This is a genomic window from Proluteimonas luteida (assembly GCF_021191695.1).
Classification (GTDB): Bacteria; Pseudomonadota; Gammaproteobacteria; order Xanthomonadales; family Xanthomonadaceae; genus Luteimonas; species Luteimonas luteida.
The window spans coordinates 469914-476039 of the sequence record NZ_JAIWPT010000001.1; the positions used below are offsets into that span (position 1 = coordinate 469914).

5 protein-coding genes are annotated in these 6126 nt (G+C 72.1%); all 5 read left to right on the forward strand.

Features of this window, described 5'->3' with window-relative positions:
- The first annotated feature begins 6 nt into the window (after window positions 1–6).
- The 5 genes from bamB to moeB all read left to right on the forward strand — a co-directional run bounded on the left by bamB (window position 7) and on the right by moeB (window position 6077).
- Window positions 7–1233 (forward strand): outer membrane protein assembly factor BamB, encoded by a 1227-nt coding sequence (bamB, locus tag LDO26_RS01985; RefSeq protein WP_232129406.1) that lies wholly within the window; start codon window positions 7–9, stop codon window positions 1231–1233.
- A 120-nt stretch (window positions 1234–1353) separates the two neighbouring features.
- Entirely contained in the window at window positions 1354–2766 is a 1413-nt protein-coding gene (gene der, locus LDO26_RS01990; protein ID WP_232129382.1) for a ribosome biogenesis GTPase Der, read from the forward strand.
- 25 nt (window positions 2767–2791) lie between these two features.
- Window positions 2792–3385 (forward strand): molybdenum cofactor guanylyltransferase, encoded by a 594-nt coding sequence (mobA, locus tag LDO26_RS01995; protein WP_232129383.1) that lies wholly within the window; start codon window positions 2792–2794, stop codon window positions 3383–3385.
- A complete protein-coding gene (locus LDO26_RS02000; RefSeq protein ID WP_232129384.1) occupies window positions 3363–4661 on the forward strand; it encodes a molybdopterin molybdotransferase MoeA in 1299 nt (432 codons plus the stop codon). The genes mobA and LDO26_RS02000 overlap by 23 nt, the downstream gene beginning before the upstream one ends.
- 276 nt (window positions 4662–4937) lie before the next feature.
- The gene (moeB, locus tag LDO26_RS02005; RefSeq protein ID WP_232129385.1) at window positions 4938–6077 is read left to right on the forward strand and encodes a molybdopterin-synthase adenylyltransferase MoeB; all 1140 of its coding nucleotides are present in this window, start codon (window positions 4938–4940) and stop codon (window positions 6075–6077) included.
- The last annotated feature ends 49 nt before the right edge of the window (window positions 6078–6126 follow it).

A 6126-nucleotide genomic window follows, 5' to 3' on the forward strand; every position in this document is an offset into this window, starting at 1 on the left:
CAGCAGATGGCGAACACCGCCGTTCCGCACGCTTCTTCCCCGCGCGCCGCGTCCGGCGTCCTGCGGATCGCCGCCGTCGTCCTGTGCGTGGTCGCGGTCAGCGGCTGCAGCACCGTCCGCGGCTGGTTCGGCGGCAACAGCGAGAAGGCCCAGCAGAAGGCCCTGTCGGAGCCGTCGCCGCTGGTCGACATCACGCCCACGATCACGGTTTCGCGCCTGTGGAGCGCCAACGCCGGCAAGGGCGAGGGCCGCATCGGTGCGCGCCAGGGGCCGGCCGTCGCCGATGGCCGTGTCTACGTCGCCGCGATCAAGGGCGGCGTGCGCGCACTCGACCTGCAGAGTGGGGCCACGGTGTGGCATCACCCCTCGGACCTGCGCCTGAGTGGCGGCCCCGGCGTCGGTGACGGCCTGGTCGTCGTCGGCAGCCTCGACGGCGAGGTCGTCGCCCTCGACGCCGCGACCGGCGAGGAGCGCTGGCAGGCCAAGGTCGGCAACGAGGTCATCGCCGCGCCGGCGATCGGCCAGGGGCTGGTGCTGGTGCGCTCCAACGACGGGCGCGTGACCGCGTTCGAGGCCGGCAACGGCCAGCGTCGCTGGTTCTGGACCACCGAGATGCCGGCGCTGACCGTGCGCGGCAACGACGCGCCGGTGCTGGGCCCCGGTTTCGGCTTCGTCGGCAACGACGACGGCTCCGTGGTCGGCCTGTCGCTGGCCGACGGCCGGGTGCTGTGGGAGCAGACCGTGGCGCAACCGGAAGGGCGCACCGAGCTCGAGCGCATGGCCGACATCGACGGCACCCCGGTGCTGGACGAGGCGGTGCTGTTCGCCAGCAGCTATCGCCAGCAGACGATGGCCATCGAAGGTCCGAGCGGCCGCCCGCTGTGGGCCAGCGAACACGGCGGCTCGAATCGTCCGGGCGTATCGGCGCAGCGCGTGGTCGTCAGCGACCGCGACGGCGTGGTCTGGGCGCTCGACAAGTACAGCGGCACCGCCGTGTGGCAGCAGAACAGGCTGGCCCGCCGCAACCTGACCGGCGCGGCGGTGCAGGGCGAGTACGCCGTGGTCGGCGATCTCGACGGCTACCTGCACTGGCTGCGCCTGGACGACGGCGAGTTCGCTGCGCGCCAGCGGGCCGGCCGCGACCCGATCAAGGGCGCGCTGGTCGTCGCCGACGGTATCCTCGTGGTCCAGAACATCGACGGCAACGTCAGCGCCTGGCGCATCGCGCAGTAGGCCCTCGCTTCTGGTGCGACAATACGGCCCCGGGCAGCCTCGCTGCCCGGGGCCTCGCGTATCCGCGCGACCGGTTTTCCGCGCCTGTTCCTTCCGTTCCATTCTTCCGGATCCTTCCGCATGCTTCCGCTCGTCGCCCTCGTGGGCCGCCCCAATGTCGGCAAATCGACGCTGTTCAACGCGCTGACCCGTACCCGCGACGCGCTCGTCCACGACGAGCCGGGGGTGACCCGCGACCGCCACTACGGGGTCTGCCGGCTCGATCCCGAACGTCCGTTCGCGCTGGTCGACACCGGCGGCATCGCCGGCGAGAACGTGCACCTCAAGCACGAGGGCCTGGCAGGCCCGACCGCCAAGCAGTCGCGCGCGGCGGCCGCCGAGGCCGACCTGGTGCTGTTCGTGGTCGACGGGCGCGAGGGCGCCTCGGCGCTCGACGACGAGATCCTGCGCTGGCTGCGCAAGATCGACAAACCGACGTTCCTGGTCATCAACAAGACCGACGGCCTCGATGCGCGCAGCGCGATCGCCGAGTTCTCGCGCTACGGCTTCGCCGATGCGCACGCGATCTCCTCGGCGCACCGCCACGGCATCGACGAGCTGGTCGACGCGGTGCTGGAGAAGCTGCCCGAGACCGGCGACGGCGAGTTGCTCGACAGCGACCCCGAACGCATCCGCGTGACCTTCGTCGGCCGTCCCAACGTCGGCAAGTCGACGCTGGTCAACCGCATCCTCGGCGAGGAGCGGATGATCGCCTCCGAGGTCGCCGGCACCACGCGCGATTCGATCGAGGTCGACCTCGAGCGTGACGGCCGCAAGTACCGGCTGGTCGACACCGCCGGCATCCGCCGCAAGTCCAAGGTCGACGAGGCCGTCGAGACCTTCTCGATCATCAAGACCCTGCAGGCGATCGAGCATTCGCAGGTGTCGGTGGTGATGATCGACGCCAGCGAGGGCGTGACCGACCAGGACGCCAGCGTGCTGGGTGCGGTGCTGGATTCGGGCCGGGCGCTGGTCGTCGCGGTCAACAAGTGGGACGGGCTCAGCGACTACCAGCGCGAGCAGACCGAGGCGCTGCTGTCGCGCAAGCTGGCGTTCGTGCCCTGGGCCGAGACGGTGCGCATCAGCGCCAGGCACGGCTCCGGGCTGCGCGAGCTGTTCCGCGCGATCCACCACGCGCACGCGTCGGCCAACTACAAGTTCAGCACGGCCGATGTCACCAAGGCGCTCGAGATCGCCTACGAGAGCAATCCGCCGCCGGTCGTGCGCGGGCACGCGCCCAAGCTGCGCTTCGCCCATCCCGGCGGCGAGAACCCGCCGACGATCGTGGTCCACGGCAACCGCCTGCGCACCTTGCCCGAAAGCTACCGGCGCTATCTGGAGAACTTCTTCCGCAAGCGCTTCAAGCTGGTCGGCACGCCGGTGCGCTTCGTGTTCCGCGAAGGCGACAACCCGTACAAGGACAAGAAGAACGTGTTGACCGACCGCCAGCTGGCGAAGAAGAAGCGGCTGATCCGCCACGTCAAGCGCAAGTGACGCGGCCGCTGGCCAGGACCGGACGATGAGCGCGTCGCATGCGCCCGCGTTCCCCGACGTCACCGTCGGCATCCTCGCCGGTGGCCGCGCCTCGCGGCTCGGCGGCCTGGACAAGGCCTGGCTGGTGCGCGGCGGCGTGCCGCAGGTGCTGCGCTGGCAGCGCCGGTTCGCAGCCGAGAGCGGGCATTTCCTGGTCAGCGCCAACCGCGACCTGCCGCGCTACGCGGCGCATGGTCTGACGGCCGTGCCCGACCGCGTTCCCGACGCCGGCCCGCTGTCGGGCCTCGACGCGCTGGCCGCGGCGACGGCCACGCCGTGGCTGCTGACGCTGCCGGTCGACCTGGTCGACGTCAACGACTGCCTGCTGCGGACGCTGGTCCACCATGCCGGCACTCACGGCGCCCACGCCCGCGATGCCGACGGCGTGCAGCCGCTGGTCGCGCTGTGGCCGGTCGCCGCGCTGCGCGAGGCGACGCGTACGGCGCTGGCCTCGCAGGATTTCGCCGTGCGTTCCCTGCAGCAGGTCCTGGGCATGCAGTGCGTGCGTTTCGACGGTGTACGCTTCGGCAACCTCAACACTCCGGAAGACCTCGACGATGCCGGCATCGCCCGCGACTGATCGGCAGACGGCCGAATTCCCGTTCCGCATCGGCTTCGACGAGGCCTGCGCGATCGTCGACGCGGTGGCCGCCGAACGCCGGCTCGCGGCGATCCCGCTGTCGCTGTCGCGCGCGCATGGCCACGTGCAGGCGCGCGACGTCGTCGCCGGCCTGCCGCAGCCGCCGTTCGACAACTCGGCGATGGACGGTTTCGCGCTGCGCCATGCCGATCTCGCCGCCGACGGCCCGACCCGGCTGCAGCTGGTCGGCGACCAGTTCGCCGGCCTGACCGGCGATTTCCGGCTCGAACCCGGGCAGTGCCTGCGCATCACCACCGGCGCGCAGATGCCGGAAGGCGCCGACACGGTGGTGATGAAGGAGAACACGCGTATCGAAGCCAGCCGCATCGAAGCCACGCGCATCGACGGCAGCCGTGCCGACGGTGACTGGGTCGAGGTCCTGGTCGCGCCGCGACCCGGCCAGCACGTGCGCCGCGCCGGCGAGGACTCGCGCGTCGGCGACCTGCTGCTGCGCGCCGGCGACGTGCTGACCCCGAGCCGCATCGCGCTGGCCGCGTCGCAGGGCATCGCGCAGCTGGACGTCGCGCGGCGCCCGACGGTCGCGGTGTTCGCCACTGGCGACGAGCTGGTCGAACCCGGCATGCCGCTGCGGCCCGGGCAGATCTACAACTCCAACCGCGAGCAGCTGATGGGCCTGCTGCGCGCCGAGGGGCTGGAACCGGTGGCGTTCCCGACCTTGCCCGACGACCCGGCGCAGATCACCTCGGCGCTGCGCCACGCCGGCGAGGCCTTCGACTTGGTGCTGACCTGCGGCGGCGTGTCCGCCGGCGAGAAGGACCACTTGCCGGCCCTGCTGCAGGCGCGCGGCCGCGTGCGCTTCTGGAAGGTACGGATGAAGCCCGGCATGCCGCTGCTGCTGGCCGAGGGCGGCACGCTGGGGCCGGCGCTGTTCCTGTGCCTGCCGGGCAACCCGGTCTCGGTGCTGGCGACGTGGCTGGCGATCGGGCGCCGCCTGGTCGACGGCCTGCAGGGCAGGGCGCCGCGACCGCTGCGTCGCGCGCGCCTGACCGACGCCTGGCACAAACGGCACGAACGGCTGGAATTCCTGCGTGGCCGCTGGCAGATCGATGCAGCCGGCGTCTCGCAGGTGACCCCGAACCCCGCCGACGGCTCGCACCGCATGCATGCCGCCGCCGATTCCGATGCGTTGATCGTGCTGGGCGAGGGCGCGTGCGACTACGACGCCGGTGCGGTGGTCGAACTGCTGCCGTACTGAAGCCGAGGAAGCCGCGCGTGCCGCCGGAAGGCGGCAACGCCTTGTCCCTTCTCCCGCACGCGGGAGAAGGTGCCCCGAAGGGGCGGATGAGGGCGCAGTATCGTTGTCAAACCCTGATCGTCGCGCCCGCACTACGCCCTCACCCCAACCCAGCGCTTCGCACTCCCTGTCCGCGCGCACGCGCGGAGGGGAGACCAACTGCCGGAAACCTCAAACCCTTGCAGTCCCCCGGCAGAACCGCGGGTTTGCTTGTCGGAATCACGCGATAATCGCCGCATGACGATCCAGGAACTGAGCCCGGCCGAAGCCCGGCAGCGACAGGCGCGGGGCGCGCGGCTGATCGACGTGCGCGAGGCGCACGAACGCGCGACCGGCATGGCCGAAGGGGCGCAGGGCGTGGCGAAAGGCGCGCTGGAAGCCGCGCCCGCCACGCACGTGCCCGATCGCGACGCGCCGCTGCTGCTGATCTGCCAGACCGGCGCGCGCTCGCGCGCGGCCGCCGAGGCGCTGGCCGCGCAGGGCTGGCGCGACGTCGCCTCGGTCGCCGGCGGCACCACGCGCTGGCAGGCCGAGGGCCTGCCGCTGACGCCGCCCGACGCGGGCATCGACCTGGATTTCCACGAGCGCTACTCGCGCCACCTGCGGCTGCCGGAAATCGGCCTGGACGGACAGACCCGCCTTGCCGAGGCCACGGTGCTGGTGGTCGGCGCCGGCGGCCTCGGCTCGCCGGCGGCGTACTACCTGGCCGCGGCCGGCGTCGGCACGCTGCGCATCGCCGACGACGACGTGGTCGACCGCAGCAACCTGCAGCGGCAGATCCTGCACGCCGAGGAGCGCATCGGCCAGCCCAAGGTGCTGTCGGCCGCGACCACGCTGGCCGGGCTGAATCCACGCACGCGCATCGAGCCCGTGGCCGAGCGGGTCACCAGCGCCAACATCGACCGGCTGCTCGACGGCGTCGACGTGGTGCTCGACGGCGCCGACAACTTCCCGGTGCGCTACCTGCTCAACGATGCCTGCGTCCTGCACCGCAAGCCGCTGGTCTACGGCGCGGTGCACCGCTTCGAGGGCCAGGCCAGCGTGTTCGATGCCGGTCGCCAGCGCGGCGCCTGCCCCTGCTACCGCTGCCTGTTTCCCGAGCCGCCGCCGCCCGAGGCCGCGCCCAACTGCTCGGAGGTCGGCGTGCTCGGCGTGCTGCCGGGCGTCATCGGCCTGCTGCAGGCGACCGAGGTGCTGAAGCTGCTGCTGGGCATCGGCGAACCGCTGCGCGGCCGCCTGCTGCAGTTCGACGCGCTGCGCATGCAGTTCCGGCAGACCCGGCTGGCACCCGACCCCGACTGCCCGGTGTGCGCGCCCGGCCGCGATTTCCCCGGCTATATCGACTACGCCGCGTTCTGCAGCGGACCGCGAACGTAGGTCGGCGCTTTGCCGCCGACGGGGCTTTCCCGAGCGCGCCCGTCGGCGG